This window comes from Fundidesulfovibrio terrae (assembly GCF_022808915.1).
GTDB classification, from domain to species: domain Bacteria; phylum Desulfobacterota; class Desulfovibrionia; order Desulfovibrionales; family Desulfovibrionaceae; genus Fundidesulfovibrio; species Fundidesulfovibrio terrae.
In genome coordinates this window covers 84,451-101,722 of sequence record NZ_JAKZFS010000001.1, presented here as the reverse complement: position 1 = coordinate 101,722, position 17,272 = coordinate 84,451, and the positions used below count along the sequence as shown (strand labels likewise).

General features: G+C 65.0%; 18 protein-coding genes and 1 riboswitch. Of the genes, 6 read left to right on the top strand and 12 right to left on the bottom strand.

Annotation, left to right across the window (positions count from 1 at the left end; all coding sequences use genetic code 11):
* The first annotated feature begins 31 nt into the window (after nucleotides 1–31).
* Nucleotides 32–331, top strand: a complete 300-nt coding sequence (locus ML540_RS00505) for a hypothetical protein (protein WP_243357762.1) — start codon at nucleotides 32–34, stop codon at nucleotides 329–331.
* Here the strand turns inward: ML540_RS00505 and ML540_RS00500 are convergent.
* The 10 genes from ML540_RS00500 to ML540_RS00455 form a co-directional block, all read right to left on the bottom strand.
* Complete coding sequence (locus ML540_RS00500) at nucleotides 321–599, bottom strand: hypothetical protein (protein WP_243357761.1); 279 nt, start codon at nucleotides 597–599, stop codon at nucleotides 321–323. The genes ML540_RS00505 and ML540_RS00500 overlap by 11 nt on opposite strands.
* On the bottom strand, nucleotides 596–862 hold the full coding sequence (locus ML540_RS00495; RefSeq protein WP_243357759.1) for a hypothetical protein: 267 nt from the start codon (nucleotides 860–862) through the stop codon (nucleotides 596–598). Before ML540_RS00495 ends, ML540_RS00500 begins: the two co-directional genes overlap by 4 nt.
* A gap of 132 nt (nucleotides 863–994) precedes the next feature.
* Entirely contained in the window at nucleotides 995–1,312 is a 318-nt protein-coding gene (locus ML540_RS00490; RefSeq protein ID WP_243357757.1) for a DUF190 domain-containing protein, read from the bottom strand.
* A 12-nt stretch (nucleotides 1,313–1,324) separates the two neighbouring features.
* Nucleotides 1,325–1,708, bottom strand: a complete 384-nt coding sequence (gene crcB, locus ML540_RS00485) for a fluoride efflux transporter CrcB (protein WP_243357754.1) — start codon at nucleotides 1,706–1,708, stop codon at nucleotides 1,325–1,327.
* A 66-nt stretch (nucleotides 1,709–1,774) separates the two neighbouring features.
* Nucleotides 1,775–1,842: riboswitch (Fluoride riboswitch) on the bottom strand.
* Nucleotides 1,843–1,868: 26 nt separating this feature from the next.
* The gene (locus ML540_RS00480; RefSeq protein ID WP_243357753.1) at nucleotides 1,869–3,560 is read right to left on the bottom strand and encodes a M99 family carboxypeptidase catalytic domain-containing protein; all 1,692 of its coding nucleotides are present in this window, start codon (nucleotides 3,558–3,560) and stop codon (nucleotides 1,869–1,871) included.
* A 31-nt stretch (nucleotides 3,561–3,591) separates the two neighbouring features.
* Nucleotides 3,592–4,371 (bottom strand): hypothetical protein, encoded by a 780-nt coding sequence (locus ML540_RS00475; RefSeq protein WP_243357751.1) that lies wholly within the window; start codon nucleotides 4,369–4,371, stop codon nucleotides 3,592–3,594.
* Nucleotides 4,372–5,667 (bottom strand): L,D-transpeptidase family protein, encoded by a 1,296-nt coding sequence (locus ML540_RS00470; protein ID WP_243357750.1) that lies wholly within the window; start codon nucleotides 5,665–5,667, stop codon nucleotides 4,372–4,374.
* A 40-nt stretch (nucleotides 5,668–5,707) separates the two neighbouring features.
* The gene (gene pyrE, locus ML540_RS00465) at nucleotides 5,708–6,259 is read right to left on the bottom strand and encodes an orotate phosphoribosyltransferase (RefSeq protein WP_243357748.1); all 552 of its coding nucleotides are present in this window, start codon (nucleotides 6,257–6,259) and stop codon (nucleotides 5,708–5,710) included.
* Nucleotides 6,256–7,554, bottom strand: a complete 1,299-nt coding sequence (gene purB, locus ML540_RS00460) for an adenylosuccinate lyase (protein ID WP_243357747.1) — start codon at nucleotides 7,552–7,554, stop codon at nucleotides 6,256–6,258. The genes pyrE and purB overlap by 4 nt, the downstream gene beginning before the upstream one ends.
* Before the next feature lie 85 nt (nucleotides 7,555–7,639).
* Nucleotides 7,640–7,924 carry an FmdB family zinc ribbon protein gene (locus ML540_RS00455; protein ID WP_243357744.1) on the bottom strand — a complete coding sequence of 95 codons (285 nt, stop codon included), beginning with the start codon at nucleotides 7,922–7,924 and terminating at the stop codon, nucleotides 7,640–7,642.
* Nucleotides 7,925–8,215: 291 nt separating this feature from the next.
* Between ML540_RS00455 and ML540_RS00450 the strand changes: the two genes are divergently transcribed.
* A complete protein-coding gene (locus ML540_RS00450) occupies nucleotides 8,216–11,035 on the top strand; it encodes a glycosyltransferase family 39 protein (protein WP_243357742.1) in 2,820 nt (939 codons plus the stop codon).
* 185 nt (nucleotides 11,036–11,220) lie between these two features.
* The gene (locus ML540_RS00445; RefSeq protein WP_243357739.1) at nucleotides 11,221–11,634 is read left to right on the top strand and encodes a tetratricopeptide repeat protein; all 414 of its coding nucleotides are present in this window, start codon (nucleotides 11,221–11,223) and stop codon (nucleotides 11,632–11,634) included.
* Between the two features lie 22 nt (nucleotides 11,635–11,656).
* On the opposite strand, the gene ML540_RS00440 is transcribed toward ML540_RS00445, so the two are convergent.
* Nucleotides 11,657–12,787, bottom strand: coding sequence for an aminotransferase class V-fold PLP-dependent enzyme (locus tag ML540_RS00440; protein ID WP_243357737.1), 1,131 nt, complete (start codon nucleotides 12,785–12,787; stop codon nucleotides 11,657–11,659).
* A gap of 252 nt (nucleotides 12,788–13,039) precedes the next feature.
* Here ML540_RS00440 and ML540_RS00435 point away from each other — a divergent pair, with 252 nt between their 5' ends.
* From ML540_RS00435 to ML540_RS00425, 3 genes are all read left to right on the top strand, one after another.
* Entirely contained in the window at nucleotides 13,040–13,678 is a 639-nt protein-coding gene (locus tag ML540_RS00435) for a hypothetical protein (protein WP_243357734.1), read from the top strand.
* 90 nt (nucleotides 13,679–13,768) lie between these two features.
* The gene (locus ML540_RS00430; protein ID WP_243357732.1) at nucleotides 13,769–14,287 is read left to right on the top strand and encodes a hypothetical protein; all 519 of its coding nucleotides are present in this window, start codon (nucleotides 13,769–13,771) and stop codon (nucleotides 14,285–14,287) included.
* A 641-nt stretch (nucleotides 14,288–14,928) separates the two neighbouring features.
* Entirely contained in the window at nucleotides 14,929–15,477 is a 549-nt protein-coding gene (locus ML540_RS00425) for a hypothetical protein (protein WP_243357729.1), read from the top strand.
* Between the two features lie 389 nt (nucleotides 15,478–15,866).
* Here the strand turns inward: ML540_RS00425 and ML540_RS00420 are convergent, their stop codons facing one another.
* Nucleotides 15,867–17,204 (bottom strand): glutamine synthetase family protein, encoded by a 1,338-nt coding sequence (locus ML540_RS00420; RefSeq protein ID WP_243357727.1) that lies wholly within the window; start codon nucleotides 17,202–17,204, stop codon nucleotides 15,867–15,869.
* Nucleotides 17,205–17,272: the final 68 nt, after the last annotated feature.

Below are 17,272 nucleotides of genomic sequence, written 5' to 3'. Positions count from 1 at the left end.
CCGGGCCTGAACCCAGCGAAGGAGGGCAGCCATGAACGCTCCCAAGACCGTTTTCCCGGACATCATCTCTTCCCGTCTGGAGGATCTGTGGGGCGCGCCCCTGCCCGGCGAGGAAGCCCCTCAGTATTTCGACTCCCTGCGCAAGGCCCAGGAAAAGCTCCTGGAGCTTCTGCCCGAGTCCGACCGCACCGAAGCCCAGGACCTGCTCACGGAGATCGAGGGGCTTTCCGAGCGTCTGAGGCACCTGTACGTGCGCTTCGCCTACATCCAGGGGCTCCAGGACGGCGGCAAGCTGCGTGAGGTTCTGGGTGGCGCTCCGGCTAACTGCTGAGCTGTTCCCAGGTCATGTATTGGGGGCAGAAGTGCAGGGGCCCCACCCAGAGGTTGAGGTAGAGGCTGTCCACGTTGCCGCACCGGCCCCGTCCGGCCACCTCGGTTTCCACGCGCTGCTGGGCGTAGGCCTTGCGGGTGCCCGCCCAGTAGTTGCACGTGGCGCAACGGACCTGCTCCCTGTCGAAGGACATGGCCCGGGCCGGGCGCGCGGCCAGCCCGGCGCTTGAGAGAACCGCCAGCGCGGCCAGGACTTGGCGGCGGGTCATGCCCCGGCCGGAGGGTCGCCCGAGGGCTGGGACTTGAGGGAGTCCAGGTCCGCCCGGATGGCCGCCACCACCTTTTCGGCGAAGGCCAGGGCGATCTTCTGGGCGTCCTCCAGGGAGCCGAACTTGTCCTTGAGCGCCCGCTGGCCCACCTGGACCTTCCAGCCCGGCGGCGTCAGGCGGTCGTAGACCGTGGTCACGAGCAGGGATTTGCCCAGGCTCAGGTAGTAGGTTGAGTCGTCGTGTTTGGTCCATTGGACGCTCATGAGGCGCTCCTTGGCGGATAGGTCCGGGACGGGTGTAGCACGCCGGGACAGCGAGTGGAAGAAGCGGCCGGAGCCCGGCCGCGCCCCGCGCCGCCGGCGGAAGACTGCTCGCGAAATGGAACCGGTTGCATGCTAGGGGGTGCCGATTACGCCGAACTCGACGGCTGTCTTGACGTAGAAGAGGTACACGCCCTCCGCGCTCAGCCGATCGAACAGCCGGTCGGCTTCCTCGCTCGTCACCGCCATCACCACCGACAAGGGCTGATCCGCCAACTCGAAGAAATGCGAGGAATGAACCTGATGGTGGTGGTCCATGCCTTCGCTGGCCGGTATCACGGTGGCGCCGCGCAGGCCGAGTTCGCCCGCCAAGTGCACAAGCCAGCTCGCCAAGGGTTTGCCGTGATGACGGCGATCCTGCTGCGTGAAGAAGGTGACCTGGTAGCCGTTCATGCCGATGTCTCCTCAATACGTTTTGAACCACTGCCAGGAAGCGATGCCCGCCACCGTCATCACCAACGACCCGGCAACGTGGATGCCGATGGCTCCCAGCGCCCAAACGAACTGCCCCCGCTGGAGCAACGCGACAATTTCAGCCGAAAACGTCGAGAAGGTGGACAGGCCGCCGCAGAACCCCGTGATGATGAACAACCGCCACTCGGGCGCGATACCGGGAGCCTGGGCGAAATAGGCCACCGCCACGCCGATGATGTAGCCGGCGATCAGGTTGGCCGACAACGTGCCGAACGGCACTGTCGGAAAAAAACCGTTGAGCTTGAGGCCAAGACCCCAGCGGAGGAGCCCGCCGAACACGGAGCCGAGCGCGATGGCAAGGATTGGCTTCCACATTGCACAGTCCTGTGTTGAGAGTTCATCCCAGGACAGGCAAAGCATCGCCTACGCAGCCTGTCCGGCCAACTCGCAGGCATCATCAGCCGCGTGGATGCGGCGGTTAGCGGAGGAATGCCATCTCCGTAGCGCTCCGTCTCGGCCGTTTCGCGCGCGGCCCCTAGTAGCTCTTCTCTTGCCCGGCCATGGACAGGGACACGCGCCCGGAGACGGGCATCTTGCCCATCTCGGCGAAGGTGGTGGCCTGGCGCAGGACGATCTCGTCCTTGTCCGCCACGGAGAAGCTCTGTCCGGCCTTCACGGGCGTCTTGCCCGCGAAGAGCTGCACCATGCCCGCCGGGCCGTTGCCCCGCACGTCCTTGAGGGTGTAGCGGCCGGGCGGAAGCGAGAGCGGCTTGCCCGGGCTCCAGGCAAGGGAGAGTTCCTTGCCGTCGGCGGCCGTGAGCACCAGGGCCTGCACCTCGCGCGGACGCACCCGGATGAAGAACTTCTCGCGGTTCGCCTTGAAGGTCTCCCGCACCACCTCGTAGAGCAGGTCGCCGCCCGGCAGGGTCTTGGCATAGCGGGGCAGGAAGCTCTTGGGGTCCAGGATGATCTCCTGCCCGGCGTCCTGGCCGTCGTTTAAGCCCACGCGGCTCACGTAGCCCTTCAGATTGAGCACTTCCTCGCGCTTGCTCCCCCACATGCCCTCCAGCACAAGCTGGTCGCCCTGCACGGCCTCGAGGGTGCCGCCCGCCGGGACCAGCTTGAGCTCGCCCCGGAGCCAGCAGACGAACTTGGGCGGCCCCGACGCCTCCGGCACGGGCCAGTTGCCCGTCCACTCCAGGGACGCCTTGGCCAGGACCACGCCGTCGGCGCGCACGTCCAGGGTCTGGAAGGGAGACAGCGGCAGGCGCGGGGACTTGGCCAGGTTGTAGCCGGGCCTGTCCGAGGCGAACACGGCCGTCACCGGATTCATGGGGGCGGTGCCCGCCGGGAACTCGCAACGCACGTCCAAGGGAGCGCCCGGGGCCACGGCGATCTTCTGGCCCTTGGACACGATCTCGCGGCCGTTGACCGTGAGCTTCACCTCGCGGGCGGGGTACGCCTTCATGTCCTCGGGCGCGACCGCCGGAACTTCCAGTTCGATGCCGAACTGGCGCAAAAAAAGCGTGGTGGCCTTGAGCTGGTTGGCCACCTTCCAGGACAGGTCCGGGATGTTCTTGCTCACCTCAATGGCCACGGCCGGAATGCCCACGTTGGACAGGGCGTAGTAGGTGAGCGATTTGCGCTGCTCCAGGTATTTGGAGCGGTCGTTGAAGGTGTCCATGTTGAAGAGCTGGAAGGCGTAGTCCTTGGGGGTCACGCCCTCGTTGAGCTTGGCGAGCACCTGCCGGGCCATGCGCTCCAGGTGCACCAGGCGCTTGTAGTCGGCGGAGTCGATGATCACGGACTGGCCGTAGCGCTGGGGGCCGCGCAGGTCGCTCTTGCGCACGGGGTCGTAGAAGCCGGAGCCTTCGTGCAGGTGGATGAGGGCCTGGCTCTGGGACACCAGGAAGCGGATGAGCCGGGCCAGGCGGTCTTCGTAGAACTCGTTGTAGTCCTTGTCGAAGCGGCGGTTCAGGTCCACGTTGATGGCCCGGGCGTGCTCGTGGATGGAGGGGGGGTTGGCCCGGGGCACGATGATGACCGTGCCGCGCGTCACCTTGGCCCGGGTGAGCAGCTGTGCGGTGAGGAAACCGCCCGACTCGTCGCCCTGGATGCCGCCCTGCACCATGACCGTGGGGCCGGGCTTCTCGCCCCTCAGGAAGTGGACGTCCAGGGCGTACTGGGTGCCGGGGAAAAAGGTGTGGACCTCGCCCCAAGCGGGCAAGGCGGAGAGAAGCAGTATGATGATCGCCAGGCTACTGAGCCTGGGCCAGCGGATAGGTCTCGCTGAAGATGGTCTTGCCTGAAGCATTGCTGAGCACCAGCCTGAAGCCGTAAAGATTTCCGGGATCGACGCCCTGGGGAAGCGCAGCCTGCGACGACACCTGCTTGAAGCGCTGGATGGAGAAGCCCAGGTCCTCCTTGCCGGTGGGGACCGGGATCACGCCGCCGTCGCGGCCAACGGCCAGGAGCTGCCCGCTTCCCGACAACGCCTGGGGCATGAGGTTGGAGAGGTCGAAGCCGTAATGGATGCCCTTGGCGTCCACCTTGGCCCGGAAGTTCTCCACGCCCACCTGTCCCAGGTCCACCTTGCCCATGACATCGGCCAGGTCGAAGCCCGGGGGGCGTTCGCGCTCGGGCGTCCCGTTCTTGGCGGCCGGTGCGTCCTTGCCGCCGGACTTGGCGTTAGGGGCGGCCTGCGGGGCCTTGCCCGCCTGGGTGTCCACGTTAAGGCCGCCGAGCAGCTGGGCCATCTCCGAGGCGTCGGAGGTCTGGAGCAGCTTCTCGATGTTCTGGAGCCGCTCGAGCTTGAGAAGCGTCTCGTTCAGGCGCTTCTCCACGTCGCGCTTCTCCGCCTGCATGTCCTGGGAGCGCCGCCAGAATTCGTAGGCCGTGAAAATCCCCCCGCCCGCGCCGAGCACCACCAGCACCAGAAAATAGGTGAAAGCCCGAATCCAGCCGGGCCTCACGCGCAGGCGCTTGGCAGGTTCCTCGTCGCGGAACCAGATGAGGTTCAACTTGCCCGAGCCTGACATTTACATCTTGCTCCAATCCTCATCCAGGATGGACCACCCGTTGCCCACCGGGCCCAAGACCAGCTTCTTCCTGCCCTTGTCCGAGTTGCCGTCCTTGCTGGCGTACTCCTGCACGAACTCGACCTGCACGCCGTCCTGGGCCAGGGAGAACTTCATGTCGCGCAGAGCCACCTTCCTGGGCGCCTTGGACCCGGCCCAGAGCTGCTGCTTCTGCTCGCGGATGGCCGCCTTGCCCTTGCGGTCGCCCTGTACGGCGTTCTCGTCGTAGAACTGCATGTACTCGGCCACCTTGCCACCTTCCCAGGCTTTGCGCCAGGCCTCCACCACCTTGGCCACGTCGTCGCGCACCCGGGAGAGGTACTTGCCCTCGAGCCCAAGCGAAATCTCGTCGTAGTCCATGCCCACGATGACCATGCGCCCCTGCTCGTTGCGCTGCCAGTAGAGGCGCTTGATTCCTTCGCTGGAGAGCGTGGGGGAACGGTAGAGCTGGCCGAAGTAGGTCACCCAGTAGTCCGGCCCCTGCACGGCGCGCACGTCGTCGATGAGCACGTGTATCCAGGGCAGCTTGGCGAAGAGCTGGCGCTTGTGGGACCGGAAGGTGTCGAAGGGCTCGCCCGTGGACACGGAGAACTTGGCCGCGTCGTGGAAGGCGAAGAAATCCTCGGACTTGCGCGACCACGCCTTGGCCCATTCCAGGGTGGCGGCCACCACTTCCTGGCCTTCCTTGGTGGCGGTGGGGTTGTCCTTGGACCAGTGGACCTCATTGGCGATGACCACGGGCAGGATGCGCTTGGTGAGCTGGGGGTCCAGGTCCTTGATGTCGGGGTTGTTCAGGGCCACGCAGCCCTTGCTCTCGTTGGGCGTGATGGGGCGGCCCCGGCCGTGGATCCAGATGCCCGAACCCTTGCGGCCGTTGATGATGTCTATGGGATTGGGATAGTTGAGCGTGAAGGCCAGGTCGCCGTAGAGGCCGAAATCCAGGCCGCCGCCGATGCGTTCCTTGATGAAGTAGACGCCCTCGGGGGTCTTGAGGTCGCCCTCGCGCCACTTGGTGCCCGGCTCCTGCCCCGTGGTGCAGGGAAGCTGCTTCACCGGCTGCAGCGGGCTCTTCTGCTCGAAGATCCAGAACGTCTGCGAGGACTTGTCCACGGCCAGAAAGCGCTGCGGACCGTATGGGTCGGCCTTGAGGTTCACCGTCCAGCCCTCCCCGGCAAGGGCCGGGGCGGCAAGGAACAACGAGACGAGCGCTGCGAGCGCGAGACGGATAACGGTCGATTTGGCGCGTGGTGCGGCCACGGTCTGGCTCCTCCGTGAGTCGACGGTGGTCTCGAAGGTACTACTGCCCTTTGGCGGCGACGAGATCCGCCCTGGTGAAAATGGACGTCAGTTCGTACCCGGCGGCCGCCAGGTTCTCCCTTCCGCCCTCCTGCCTGTCGAGCACGGCCAGCACGGCCACTATCGTAAGGCCCGCGTCGCGCACGCGCTCGCAAGCCTTGAGCAGGGTGCCGCCGGTGGTGACCACGTCTTCGAGCATGGCAACCTTGTCGCCGGGCTTGAAGTTGGCCAGTCCTTCGAGAAACTGGTTGGTGCCGTGGCCCTTGGACTGCTTGCGCACGATGAAGCCCGGCAGGGGGCGCTTGCCGATGAAGGACATGACCGTGACGGCGCTGACCAGGGGATCGGCCCCCAGGGTCATGCCGCCCACGCCCTGCACGTCGAAACCCGAAAGCATGTCGCAGAAAAGGCTGCCGATGAGATAGGAGCCTTCGGGATGCAACGCCGTGGGCTTGCAGTCGAAGTAGTAGTCGCTCTTGCGACCGGAAGTGAGGACGAATTCGCCCTCGCGGTAGGACTTTTCGAGTATGATCTTGGCGAGCCGCTGTTTCACGCGCCGAACACCCTTTTGTAGATGGCCGGTTCCTCCTTGAGGAAGTTGGCCGGATTGAACAGATCGTTCAGCCTGCTTTCGCTAAGCGCGCTGGCGATGGCCGTATCATGGCGCACTTCATCCGGAAAGAGCTTTTTTTCCGTCCAGCAGCGCATGGCCACGGCCTGAACGGCCTCGTAGGCCGCCTGGCGGTCCATTCCGGCCTCGTCGATGAGGGCCAGGAGCACCGCCTGGGAGAAAAACAGGCCGTAGGAGCCCCAAAGGTTGCGCTCCATGTTCTCGGGGATGATGCGAAGCCCCGCGAGAAGGTTGGAGAGCCTGTGCAGCATATAGTCGGCCAGGATGGTGGAGTCGGGCATGATCACCCGCTCCACGGAGGAGTGGGAGATGTCGCGCTCGTGCCACAGGGCCATGTTCTCCATGGCGGCCAGGGAGTTGGTGCGCAGAAGCCGGGAGAGCCCGGCCAGGTTCTCGGCGGAAATGGGGTTCTTCTTGTGGGGCATGGCCGAGGAGCCCTTCTGGCCCTTGCCGAAGCCCTCCTCCACCTCGAGCACCTCGGTGCGCTGCAGGTGCCGAAGCTCCACGCAGATGCGCTCGATGCCGCCGCCCAGAAGCCCAAGCGCGGTGAAGAATTCGGCGTGGCGGTCGCGCTGCACGATCTGGGTGGAGACCGGGTCCGGGGTCAGGCCCAGGATGGCGCAGGCGCGCTCCTCGAGTTCGGGGGAAAGATAGGCGTAGGTGCCCACGGCCCCGGAGATCTTGCCCACGGCTACGTTGTCCACGGCCCGGGCCACGCGCTCGCGGTGGCGCGTGAACTCGGCGTAGAACACCGCCATCTTGAGCCCGAAGCTGGTGGGCTCGGCATGGATGCCGTGGGTGCGGCCCATGCACAGGCGGCCCCGGTTGGCCAGGGCCATGTCCCTCAGCACGCCGAGCAGGCGGTCCAGGCCCTCGAGGATCTTCACGCCCGCGCGCTTGAGGAGCACGCCGTTGGCCGTGTCCACGATGTCGGAGCTGGTGCAGCCCAGGTGGATGAACCGTGCGGACGGCCCCACGAGCTCCTCCACGTTGGTGAGGAAGGCGATGACGTCATGGCGGGTGCGCTCCTCGATCTCGAGGATGCGGTCCACGTTGACGTCGGCCTTGGCGCGAATGGCTTCCATGTCCTTGGCCGGGATGCGGCCCATGGCGTGCCAGCCTTCGCAGACTGCCAGTTCCACTTCCAGCCAGACCCGGAACCTGTTTTCAAGGCTCCAGAGCCTGCCCATTTCCGGGCGGGTGTAGCGTTCTATCATGGTGTATGGCGCGGGGGTTGGCTGTGCCCCCAGGCGGGGGCTTGAAAACAAGCAAGGCAGCCGAAGCTGCCTTGCGGGGCGCCTGTCAGTTGGAGCACCCGCCCGAAGGGCAGGAAGCAGCGCACGCCTTGGTCTCGGTCTTTGTGGACGTGGACGAGGCCGGGGCGCAGGTGTCCGCATTCGATCCGGCGGGCTTGGAGTACAGATCGGAATACCAGCCGCCGCCCTTCAGAACGAAAGACGAGCTGGAAATAAGACGCTCGGCCTTACCCCCGCACACAGGGCAGGGGACTTGACGGTCGGCGAAGTCCTTCTGCCACTCCTCGAAAGTCTGCTGACATTCCTGGCAGCGGTATTCGTAGATGGGCATGGCTTCCTCCTTAAACAACGCAAATCGTAACAGCTCCGGACATAAGACTCGCCGGAGCCGTTGTCAAACAGCCAATTAGGCCTTCTTGGCGGCCTTGGCTTCGCGGACGCGCTCTTTCATGCGCTCGGCGCGACGCTTGCGGCGGCGGTCCAGCTCTTTCTTGCGCTCGTGCTTCTTCTGAGCCATGGGTGTTTCCTCCTGGCGGTATACGCTCGAAAAGAAAGCCCCTAATGATTTCTCCTTGGCCTGTCCAGGTGTTTTTTTCCCCGAAAAGGGCTACCAGTACCTCTCATGAGCAATTCCCGCGTCCGCATCGTCCTGCTGGCGGCCATCCTCGTCGCGGCGGCGATCATCCGCCTGGCCTGGCTCGAATCCACCCCCCTGTGGTGGGACGAGTTCGTCACCCTGGGCCGGGCCAAGCTCGCTTTCGCGGACCTCTGGCGCAGCCTCAGCTTCCAAGGGCCGTCGGACGCCTCGCTCGATTCCTCGCCGCCGCTTCTGCACCTGATCCTGCACCCCGTGCTGGCCCTGGGCGCAGCGTCGGAGACCTGGGTGAAGCTGCCGAGCGTGCTGGCCGGGATTCTCACGGTCCTCGTGCTCTACCCGCTGGGCACCCGCCTCTACGGCGGACGCTCCGGGCTCTTCGCCTCGGCCCTGCTGTCCCTCTCGCTCTACCACCTGCAGTACAGCCGCGAGGCCCGGCCCTATTCGCTCTACCTGTTGCTGGCGGCGACGTCCCTGTGGCTCCTTGTCCGCGCCCTGGAATCCAACCGGCCGCGCCACTGGGCGCTCTACGCCGCGAGCCTGGCCGGGGCGCTCTACGCCTCCTACCTGGGAGGGGCGAACCTCCTGGCCCAGGGACTCTTCCTGGCCGGGCTCGCCGCCGGGCGCGCCCTGCCCGCCGGCCGTCTCGTTCCGGCGGCCCTGGCCCTGGGCGCGGCGGCCCTGGCCTACCTGCCCTGGCTGCCCGGGCACCTCTTCCACATGGAACTCATCTACGCGCCCAGCTCCGGCATGGGCCTGACCTGGGAGTTCCTCACGCGCGCCCTGCTGGAGTTCACCACCCAGAGCGTCCTGCTGCTGGCCTGCGCCGGGCTCGGCGTCTTCACCGGGCTGTGGCGCAACCCGCGCGGCACGGCGCTCGTCCTGTGCTGGCTCCTGCTGCCCGTGGCCACGGCCCTGGCGCTGCGCACGGGCATCAGTGTGAACCCGCGCTACCTGATCAACTTCGTGCCCGGCCTGGCCCTCTTGGCCGGGGCGGGACTGGACGGGCTGGTGAAGGGCCTGTCGCTGGGGCTTCCCAGCCGGGCCGCGGCGCTCCTGGGGCTTTTCGCCGCCGTGGGCCTCTCCTGGCCGAGCCTGACCGCCCTGCCCGACTATTACCGGCGTGACGCCCACTCAATGCGCGACGACCTCCTGGACGCGGCCCGGGCCGCCGCCAACGCCGACACCGTGGCCTTCCCCCGCAACCGCCACCTGAAGGTGTTCACCCGCTGGTACCTGCCCGGCGTGTTCGACGATTTGAGCCAGAGCGGCGACCTGCGCTACCGCCGCGTGCTCCTCTTGTGCGGGCCGGACTTCATCCCGCCGGGATACGGTCGGCCAGAGCGCTTCGGCGACCTCGCAGGATTCCGCCTGGGACTTCTGAACGTGAGCCCCCTGGCCGGCGCCGGCGCCTACCGGGCGGATTTCTCGACCTTGAGCTTCTACCGCGAGGCTGCCCTCTGGGAGAACGCCGGGCCGGACCTGTTCCAGAAAAGTTTGAGCCTCTACGACCCCGAGCGTCCCGGCCGGGCCGTCTGGCGCTTCAAGGCCCCCCAGGGCGGCTTTACGGGGGACGTGGCCTTGCGCTGCCGTCTGCGCCTGACGCGCGGCCTGGCCTCGAAACCGTCGGACGCCTCGGTCGCAATCGCCGCCGGGAGCTCGCCCGAGACCCTGACCGCCCTGAAGAGCGTCGCCCAGGCGGACTTCACCGGCGAGGAGCTGGACGTCCCGCTCACCATCCCCCGCCCCTCCGGCCCCGAGTTGGCCGTGGGCCTGCTCCTCGATCCCGGGACCGTCCACGGGGCGCTGGAGCCCGTCTCCCTGGAGGTCGATTTCCCCGGCGCGTCCCCGGCCTCATCCCCCGTTCCGGCCGTCACGCCGGACACCCTGCGCCGCAGGGCTGATCTGGCGGAGTGGACGCCCGGCCTGACCCTGGCCGGGCGCGCCCCCCTGGTGGCCTTCAAGCCGGGCGACTCGGCCCTGGTTGATTTCCGCGCCAGCCACCCTGGGCTCGCCCCCGTGGCCGAGCTGCCCGGCCCTGGCGGCCTGACGGTCTTCGACCCGGCCCTGGCCGACGCCTTCTTCAACGCGCCCGGCGCCCCGGGCTCCAAGGTTCTCACCGAGCCGGTCCAGGCTGGCGGCCTCCTGGTCAAGGGGCCCATGGCCGGGCAGACAGTGACTCTGGGCGGAGCCGCCGTGCAGCTGCCCCTCGTGGCCCCGGAGGGCTCCACACTGGCCCTGGCTCCCGGCGGACAGGGCAGGATTTGGGCCGCGCTCGATTTCGCCCCGGCCGCGGATGCGGCCGGTAACCCGCCGGGCGTTTTCGGGGGAACCTTCGCCCGGTTCAACACCGCCCTGGTCCCGGGCCAGCCCTGCCTGACCTGCGCGGGCGAGAACGCCTGTTTCGCGGTCTACGCCCTGGCCTCCCGCGCCCCGGTGCGCGCCGTGCGCGTGGCCTTCACCCCGGAGGTCTACGGCGAGCCGGGCATTGAGAACTCCGTGCGCCTGTCCGTTTCCACCGACGGCAACGCCTACCGGAGCGCGGAATCGCTCACCGTGAAGAACAGCGAGCTTTGGGAGGGCAAGCACCGCCGCATCGCCTGGATCAGGCTCGAGCGGCCTTCGGAGCGCGTCTACCTGCGCTTCGAACTCTCCAGCGACAAGGCCCGGCTCTGGTCCGGACCCGAACATCCCCTGCGCATCGACGCGTGGCTGGAGCCAGCCGCGCGGATGCCCCGAGTTCTCGCCGCACAGCCTTTCACGCCGGGATGCGACGGCCGGCCCGTGCGCCTCTACGTCTCGCCCTCCCCCCTGCCGGACCTGGACCGCCTCCTGGCCCCTCACTAGAGACCACAACAATGAACAACAATCTTCATACGCATCCCGCGAAAGACTCGGCCGCCAGAGCGGCCCTCGGTCCCCTCACCGGCGACGGACAGGTTTCCCGCACCTCGCCCGGGCAACGCCCGAGCCGCGCGGAGACAAGCCCGCGCCGCGCGAAGACCTTTTTTCGAGCCGGGCTGCCGGGGCGGATGCTGCGCCTTGTCGCGCTTTTTTCCTGCCTGCTGCCCCTGCTGCCTGTGGCCTCACTCCTCCATGCGGCGGACGTGACGCCCGGCGACCTCTTCGCCGAGGGCTACCGCCATCTGACCGGACAGGGCACGCCCCGCGACGCCACCTGGGCCGCGAAGCTCTTCCTGGAGGCCGCCCAGGCGGGCGAACCCCAGGCGCAGTACCAGCTCGGAGTGATGCACATGGACGGGCTCGGCGTGCCCAAGGATTTGGTGTGGGGCTACTTCTGGCTGACGCGCGCATGCGAGAGCCCGGCGCTCCCGGAGGAGGTCGCGCGGCAGGGCCGGGGGAGGATTGAAGCGCTCAAGCGCGAGCTGACGCCCGACCAGAAGAGACGCCTGGGACTGGCCGGAGACGCGGCCGCGAAAGAGTGACGGGGCGGGGGCCCTCCCCCGCTTACGTCGACAGGCTCCGCGCCAGCACGTCGGAGAACCGCGTCATGTCCGCGTCGTCCGCGAACAGGTGCGGCGCGATGCGAAGCGTCCCCGCCCTGGCGCTCACGAACACGTTCTCCCGGGCCATGGCCGCCGCCACGGGCTTGGCCGGGCCGTGCTTGAGCTTCAGCCCGATCATGTGCGGGGCGCGCTCCGAGGCCTGCGTCGGGGTCAGCCCGAACGCCTCGCCGGTCAGGGCCAGCCTGCCGGTCACCCGCGAAAGCGCGGCCGCGATGTTCTCCACTCCCCAGGACGACACCAGCGTAAGAGCCGCCTCGGCCATGGGCATGAGGATGAAGTTGCTGGCCTCGCCCACGTCGTAGCGCCTGGCTCCGGGCCGGTAGGTGTCGCGGTATTCGGTCAGGCGCGAGAAATCCTCGCTGCCCTCGCGGTTGAGCCAGTTCTCCTCCAGGGGCTCGCCCCCGCGCCAACGCTCGTCCACGTAGCAGAACCCCACCCCGTAGGGCCCGAGCAGCCACTTGTGGCCGGACACGGCCAGCACGTCCGGGCGGATGGCGGCCAGATCGAAGGGCATGGCCCCCAGCGACTGGGTGGCGTCCACCACCAGATGCGCGCCCACCCGGTCGCAGGCGGCGCGGATGGCGGCCAGGTCGAACACCGTGCCGTCGATCCAGTGGCAGTGCGGCAGGGCCACCAGCCCGATCTCCTCGGTGATGAAGGACAGCACATGGTCGGACCAGGTGCCCTCGGCCGGGCGGGGCACGGCGCGCACCCGTCCCGGGGCCGTCTTCAGCCAGGAATAGACGTTGGACGGGAACTGCTCGTCCAGGATGAGCACGCACTTGTCCTGGGCCAGGGGGAGGTTCTTGGCGGCCACGGCCATGGCGTAGGACACGGCGGGGGTGACGGCCACGCCGTCCGCGTCGCAGCCCAAAAGGGAGGCGAACGCCTGCCGGGCGGCCTCCAGGCCGGTGAAGAAGACATCCGTGGTCATGAGCCATGGAGAGCGCTTGAGTTCCAGAGCCTTGCGTCCGGCTTCGAGAACGGGCTCGGGCAGGGGGGAGGTGTAGGCGCAGTTGAAATAGACGACGTTTGCGGGAACGCCGAAAATCTGGCGCTGGTTGGCGATCATGAGTCCTCCTGCTGGTGTGGTGGGCGCAGGATACCCGGATGCGGCCCAAGTTCAAGTGCCGGGAGAAGTTGCCGTCCGTTTCCCGTCCCTCTGTCAAACGAGGTAACTGCCACGCTGAATCAAGCGCCTCATGCCAAACAATTTTCAACTTTCTTCCTACATAGCGCTATATGGGGAGACACGAGACCCTTTTTGAATATCCTGCGTGGTCATCGCCCGGCCGAGCCGGGCAAATCATCCACGGAGGATTTCATGAGGACCGAGCAAGAGCTCAAGGAAAACCAGGCCAGATACTGGCGGCGCTCCAACGCCGCCTTCGGGGTGCCCGCAGGGACCCACCCCGACGACCCCAACCCGCCCGGGGCGGACAACTTCCGGCAATCGGGAAGCGTCCAGCCCGGCGAATACTTCTCTATCCGGCAGCCCATGGGGGATTTCCCCGGCTACGACGACGTGCACGCGGCGCTCCTGCGCGACCCCGAGGCCGTGGCCACGTTGCGCGAGCACTGGGACGACGTGTTCAGGCCCCACGACATGGGGCCGCCTCCCGCCGACCCCACGGGACAACTGCGCTGGTATATCCTGCGCGATCTGAACGAACACCACCACAAGCGCCACAGGCTGGATTTTGAAGACGCCAGGAAACACCGCGTGCGCCAGCGCGTGGAGACGCTGTTCGGCAAGCTGTCCCAGAGCGATCCCCTCTACAAAGGGACCATCCAGATGATGGAGCACCACATCGCGCTTTTGCCGCCTTCGGCCCAACGCTCCGTGAAGGAGATGTTCGCCCGCTGCCCGCACGAGGCCATGGAGTTCTACAAGGAGATGCGCGTGGGAGCCGTGAAGGCGTCCAAGGTATACCACGGCCGCCGCTCGGCCAGGCATCGGTAGGCGCGTCGGAGCAGGTCACGCTTCGATGGCGAAGCCCGGACACCGCGCCGAGGGAGGCCATCCTCCCCGCGCACAACAAGGAGACGACACATGGCGGATGAGTACGCCGACAACCTCGCGGACAGTTACGTCCGCACTCATGACGCCGCTGGCGATACCATGGGCACGAACTTCAATGGTGGAGTTGTGGCCATGCCCCTCGCCGCGGGCGAGGTGCGAGCACCTATTTCGGGGGAGATTCGTGACACTGTTGGCAACAGGCGGTCTGACGAAGACCCGCTTTTCACTTCCATCGCGGGCGACAGCAAGGAGTTCGTTCATGGAATGCCAAAAGCGACATGGGACAGTTTGAGCCCTGAAGACAAACAAAAATGGGAGGTGCCCGAGGAACAATTCTCTCACTACCGAGGGCTCGGAACAGCAGCAGGCGCCGCTCCAGGGCTTGTGATCGCAACCCTCCCTGGAATGCAACTACCAGGTGGATTACTGGGAGCTTATGGCGGCTCGCAAGGTTACGATGCGGCTGACAACTGGCTCAAAAATCAATCGCAAGTTACGACTCGTGAAGAATTGAACCGCCAGTTCGAGGCAACGAGAGGAAAAGATTAAAATTAAGCCGCGTCAAACAAGGCGCGGCTTAATTTCTTGATATTACTAGTGGCACGACTCGTGTCGTGAATATAAAATGAAATTCTAATACTATAAACACCAGAAAACACACTCTTTCAAAGACATTGACTCGCTTCACCTACAACACTCCAAACATATCTGCAAAATGGACGATTTTGTCGAATAAAAACGCCAGTAACAAGAATGCCACTATGACACTGTCAACCACAAATGATTGGATTACATCATACCCTCTATAGTTCAAATACACCGAACTGCTCCTTTCATCGACTCAACTTATTTTCGCGAGGATCACCTACCGCAAGATATTGTACCAAACACAAACAAAATCTTCAGCACAACTATGGCCAATACAAATCCAAACGTAAGAACACATAATTCAAAGCATAAATGCTTCAACAAGCGATACATGTTGATCGACGGCATTCAACCCCTCCTCATCAAGCGCCTCATGAATTTTATTAATCTATTTTTATGGCATCAGTCAATATCGATAAAAATGGCCACCCGTTGCCGGGCGGTCGCGGTAGACGCGCCCGCGACGTGCCACGCTTCGATGGCGAAGCCCGGACACCGCGCCGGGGGCCCTTCCTCCCGGCGCAAGACAAGGAGACGACGACATGGCGGATGATTACGCCGACAATCTCGCGGAGAGCTTCATCCGCACCAATGACGGCAAGGGCGACACAATGGGCGAGAACTTCAACGGCGGCGTGGTGGCCATGCCCCTCGCCGCGGGCGAGGTGCGAGCACCCCTTTCAGGAGAGGTCCGTGACACTGTCACCAACAGGCGGCTCGGCGAAGATCCGCTCTTCACGGCCATGGCGGGCGACAGCAAGGAGTTCGTGGGAGGCATCCCGAAAGAGCTGTGGGACCAGTTTTCTCCGAAACAGAAAGAAAGCTTGGCCCCGACGCCAACCAAAGAGGCTATCAATACCGCAAGAATAATTGGAGCCGGAGTTGGCGGTACAGCAGGCACCATAATTGGAGGCGCAGCCGGTGCTGTGACGGCCAACCCGGTGATCATCAGTGGCTCGGCGGCGTTCGGTGCTGGTGCCGGTGCCGAAATAGGTGTTCAGGCCGCCGAAGAACGCATGACGAGCCCCCCTCCGGCGATGTCGCGTGCTGAATTGTACGACCGGTACAAGTACGCGAAAGAGCACGATTAAGAAAAGGCCAGGCCATCATGGCCTGGCCTTTTCTCTTGCCGTTCACCAAGGATATTAGCATGCTTACAATTATATACGGGCAAACATATTTTCATCAATTTGCAATCAAAGAGGCGTCCATGTGTTCAAAAAACTGTATTCAAAACTGGAATATGAGTTTCAACAGCACCCATGGAGATACATCATCATTATGGGCCTCTTAGGTTGGCTCCAATGGTTTGTGCGAGAGCTCTTCCGCCCATAAACGACTTCTTTCTTTGAATACATTTCTGCTCTCTAGGCAATTCTCGTTGGAAATCACTGCCAATCCGGGATTTATAAACTTCACTTCATAAGAAAAAGGCCGCCCGTCGCCGGGCGGCCTTCCATTCTCGAATCTCCGCGCCATCCTACAGGACGGGCAGGTATTTCTCGATCTCGTATTCGGTGATCTGCATGCGGTACTGGTCCCACTCGTCGTGCTTGTACTGCACCAGGGCGGCGTGCAGGTGATCCCCCAGGATCTCCTTCATGAGCGCCGACTTCTCCAGGTTGACCACGGCCTCGTAGAGCGAGCCCGGCAGCGAGGAAATGCCATGCTTCTTCATCTCCTTCTCGTCCATGTGGAAGATGTTGTCCTCCACGGGCTTGGCCAGCTTGTAGCCGTCCTCGATGCCCTTCATGCCCGCGCCCAGCATCACCGCGAAGGCCAGGTAGGGGTTGGCGGCCGGGTCGGGGCAGCGCAGCTCGATGCGCGTGGCCGACTCCTTGCCGGGCTTGTACATGGGCACGCGGATCAAGGCCGAGCGGTTGCGCTGGGCCCAGGCGATGTACACCGGGGCCTCGTAGCCAGGCACCAGGCGCTTGTAGGAGTTGACCCACTGGTTGGTGACGCAGGCGAACTCGGGCGCGTGCTTAAGGAGCCCCGCGATGTAGGCCTGGGCCTCGGTGGAGAGATGGTTGGGCGAGGAGGCGTCGTAGAAGGCGTTCTTGGAGCCCTTGAACAGCGACTGGTGCACGTGCATGCCCGATCCGTTCTCGCCGAACAGGGGCTTGGGCATGAAGGAGGCGTAGCAGCCGTGCTTGCGGGCCACTTCCTTCACCACCACCCGGTAGGTGATGGCCGTGTCGGCCATGGACAGGCCCTCGTTGTAGCGCAGGTCGATCTCGTGCTGGGAGGGGGCCACCTCGTGGTGGGAGTACTCCACGGCGATGCCCATGGACTCCAGCGCGAAGATGATGTCGCGGCGCACGTCGTTGGCCAGGTCGAGGGGCGGGGCGTCGAAGTAGCCGCCCTTGTCCAGGATGCGCGGCTCGCTGGAATTGGCGAACAGGAAGAACTCCAGCTCCGGCCCCACGTAATAGGTGTAGCCCAGGTCGGCGGCCTTCTTGAGCATCTTTTTCAGCACGTAGCGCGAGTCGGCGGCGAAGGGCGTGCCGTCGGGATTCTTCACGTCGCAGAACAGGCGCGCCACCGGACGGTCGCTGGGACGCCAGGCCACCAGCTGGAAGGTGGTGGGGTCGGGGAAGGCCACCATGTCCGACTCGTGGATCTTGGTGAAGCCGGTGATGGACGAGCCGTCGAAGCCCATGCCCTCGTCGAAGGCCGACTCCAGCTCGCGAGGGGTGATCTGGAAGCTTTTGAGCATGCCCAGGATGTCGATGAACCAGAACTGGACGAAGGAGACGTTGTAGTCCTTGACCGCCTTCAAGACGTCGTCAGCGTTCTTGCACTTGAACACCGCCATGGTTGTCCTCCATGTAAGGTCGAATTCGGATTGAGCGCCTATTTCGGGCGCGAATTTGCGATTTTTAC